Consider the following 2,731-nt stretch of genomic DNA (forward strand, 5'->3'; position numbering starts at 1 on the left):
TCCTCTTTTTTGACAGATTAACAAGTAGATGACAAGCTCAACAGGTAGCTTATTCACTTTTGTTCCTCCTTCTTCCTAATGACTTCCTTCACAGCAGCCGGATACACTCGGCCAACTTTTCGCTGAAACATCTTCTTTAACACATCTAACTCCTCGTTCCAAATGTCTTCAACGATTTCAGAACTGCTATTCTTCAAAATAGTCCCCATGTCAGTCTCATCGAAGTCTTCGCCGATGACACCCGAGTCAACAAGTTTATCGAGTATTTTTCGAACGCGCCCGTGTGTTAACGTTTGAGAAACAAATTCTCCGAGTTCAGTAGCATTTTTCGAAACCTTTTCCTTTTTCGTTTGAACCTCTCTAAATTCGTCACTTACGAACTTGAGCGTTTCGCCCTCGTACCTCGAACCTTTTGAACGAACAACGATCCCCTCCCCTTTTTTCGCAAGAAATGATTTCCCCACATAGGTTTTTAGTCTTTCAAACGAAGGTTTATATGACGGTTCGTCAATTACTGGCACATGATCTATCACTAGCTCATTAGCCCGAGTTTGCGAACTCCACAAAGGTTCAAAAGTTTCTGATTCACAATCATAAACGTCAAATAAATAGAATTTGTCGCGATTGTTTCCATAGTCAATTTTATGTTTAACTAGCCACTCGCCGAAATAAATAGAGTTTGGTTTCAACAATTCTTTTTGTGGAACAATATAATCTCGAACCCAGTTATAGAAGCCTCTCAAAGTGTTATGTTCGTCTAACTCCGTTGTCCTCGAATAACAATGTACTTCCCTGTCGACTAAACGAAAACTTGCATTGGCTCCGTCCAATTTTTCAAGAATGACAACGTCTTTAATGTCGTCATAAATTTTCTTTGCTTCCTTTTTGTGCGCTCCAATCAAGCTATTGTACTTGTGCATCATCTCAGCTCCTTATTTCTTCTATCCTCAATCACCTGGACATCAAGCTTAAATTTTGTATTATTGTTTATACCTTGGACAAGCTCCTCTACATTTTTAGCCTCGTAAATATGCCGTTTGACTCTATAATGCAGACCTAGGTTGCCCATACGTTTCAATAAAGCCGTCTTAAGTTCGTCGAGCGATATGTTGTATTTCGAAAATTCGTACCGGAGTTTACGTTCATTCGGCCAGCACCGCCGAGTAGTATAAATTCTAATGTAGTACGACTTCATGATTTATCCCTCCTAACCCTTAAACCTAACTCAATTTGATTCGCTATTGATTTATCACGATTATAGTATCGTTTGAAATATTTACTTTTTGTACAGTTGTGAACAGTATTCGTTGAGCAATTCATGTATTTGGCTATTGCTTTAAAATGTAGCCCCGCGTTTCTTAACTGCGTCACTTGTACAGGCGAAATCGAACCGTGTTTTGTTTTCTTCACGATCGGACAGACTTCATACGCCCGTTTAAACTGATCGTACAGTCGCAGCTCTTCTTCCCCAATATCTTGAAGTCGGTTGAGCTCTCGCACTTTTTTTTAAATATTGGGCGCCAAATGGGAGTTGTTCGATCTCATAAATCAAATCTCGCTCGCGTTCACGGCGTTTTATTTCTTTTTTTTTCTTAATTTTTTAAATTCGTTCATTGGAATCACCTTTTCAATGACGGAAACCGTCATTCCAGTAGGCGTCTACTACCATAGGATTTTCTGTTTCGTTATTCATCTTTGGTCTCCTCCCGCTTCGTTTAATAAATGCTGCATGTTTGACAAAGATATTTGTTGAGCCATAATTGATTCTAAATGATTCATCGTACCAACTTCATAAATTCCAACAATTTCATCTTGACTGCCGCGCTCCTCACTCGTCGATTTCAACATGGCTGTTAAGGGCGATTCTGCCCAACTGATCGTATACACAATCTCACCATCAATTTCACTAACAACCATGAATTTACTCATCTGTATCCACCTTTGGTTCATCCGTCATTTTAATAAAAAATTTAATTTTTGGAACATCCAAGATATCAATCGTCCAAAGACTACATTTCAAAATTGCCAGTTCATCAATACCGCCAAAATTAACTTTGCGTTCGTGGTATAGATCGGCATAATCATCACTAAATATCATATCGGCTGCTGCTTTGCTACTAATTTGAACATAACTTTCCGTCATCGGTATCCTCCTCGACTTTTATCGCTAAATTCCAATACCGTTCGTCAATCTTCTTTATTTCGCTTTCTATAAATTTAGTTTGAAAAAAAGCGTCTTCGGTTTTATCAAGAAAGCCAATTTCATCGCTACCTACAGTTTTATTTAAATAAGCACTTTCTTCTTCGACCTCAGGCAGACGGACATAATAAAGCTGTTCTTTTTTAACCTTGTAGCCGTATCGAATGGCATCGGCAATCGTTGTAAGGGTTGTGCTTTCGTACTCTAGCACACTCTCAATCAACCAAATCGGTACTAATTTTTTACTACGGAGTTCGTCCCTTTGATAGGCACTACTTGCCGCTACAACTTTATAAAGGGCTAAATCTGCGTCACGCTTCCAAGCGTCGGGCATCGTGTCCAACCAGTCCGCCATTTGTTGCCCGACTTCGATTTTTTCGTACGCAGATTCGAGCCAATCCTCATGCCACCAAAAATCCAGCCCTTCTAATTTATATTGTGTATCGTTTCGGAAACTATCAATTGTGATGACTTTGAATGTCTTGCTAACATGTTGATACATTTCTTGAGTAAAAAGCATGCGCGCGGAGT

5 protein-coding genes are annotated in these 2,731 nt (G+C 39.3%); all 5 read right to left on the reverse strand.

The window, feature by feature from the left end:
- Positions 1 to 53: 53 nt before the first annotated feature.
- A complete protein-coding gene (locus MFLO_RS13690) occupies positions 54 to 920 on the reverse strand; it encodes an RNA ligase family protein (RefSeq protein ID WP_051993683.1) in 867 nt (288 codons plus the stop codon).
- Positions 920 to 1,195 (reverse strand): hypothetical protein, encoded by a 276-nt coding sequence (locus MFLO_RS13695; protein WP_036098592.1) that lies wholly within the window; start codon positions 1,193 to 1,195, stop codon positions 920 to 922. The genes MFLO_RS13690 and MFLO_RS13695 overlap by 1 nt, the downstream gene beginning before the upstream one ends.
- 494 nt (positions 1,196 to 1,689) lie before the next feature.
- Positions 1,690 to 1,929, reverse strand: a complete 240-nt coding sequence (locus MFLO_RS13700) for a hypothetical protein (RefSeq protein WP_036098594.1) — start codon at positions 1,927 to 1,929, stop codon at positions 1,690 to 1,692.
- On the reverse strand, positions 1,922 to 2,143 hold the full coding sequence (locus MFLO_RS13705; RefSeq protein ID WP_036098595.1) for a hypothetical protein: 222 nt from the start codon (positions 2,141 to 2,143) through the stop codon (positions 1,922 to 1,924). Before MFLO_RS13705 ends, MFLO_RS13700 begins: the two co-directional genes overlap by 8 nt.
- Positions 2,118 to 2,731: DUF1642 domain-containing protein (locus MFLO_RS14900; RefSeq protein WP_149023065.1), on the reverse strand; the 614-nt coding region annotated here is incomplete at its 5' end. The genes MFLO_RS13705 and MFLO_RS14900, both read right to left, overlap by 26 nt.

This window comes from Listeria floridensis FSL S10-1187 (assembly GCF_000525875.1).
Taxonomy (GTDB): Bacteria; Bacillota; Bacilli; order Lactobacillales; family Listeriaceae; genus Listeria; species Listeria floridensis.

Excerpts from the sequence above, each read along its gene's own strand:
- MFLO_RS13705 (WP_036098595.1), bottom strand. The coding sequence starts at position 2,143 with ATGACGGAAAGTTATGTTCAAATTAGTAGCAAAGCAGCAGCCGATATG.
- MFLO_RS13690 (WP_051993683.1), bottom strand. The coding sequence starts at position 920 with ATGCACAAGTACAATAGCTTGATTGGAGCGCACAAAAAGGAAGCAAAG.
- MFLO_RS13700 (WP_036098594.1), bottom strand. The coding sequence starts at position 1,929 with ATGAGTAAATTCATGGTTGTTAGTGAAATTGATGGTGAGATTGTGTAT.
- MFLO_RS13695 (WP_036098592.1), bottom strand. The coding sequence starts at position 1,195 with ATGAAGTCGTACTACATTAGAATTTATACTACTCGGCGGTGCTGGCCG.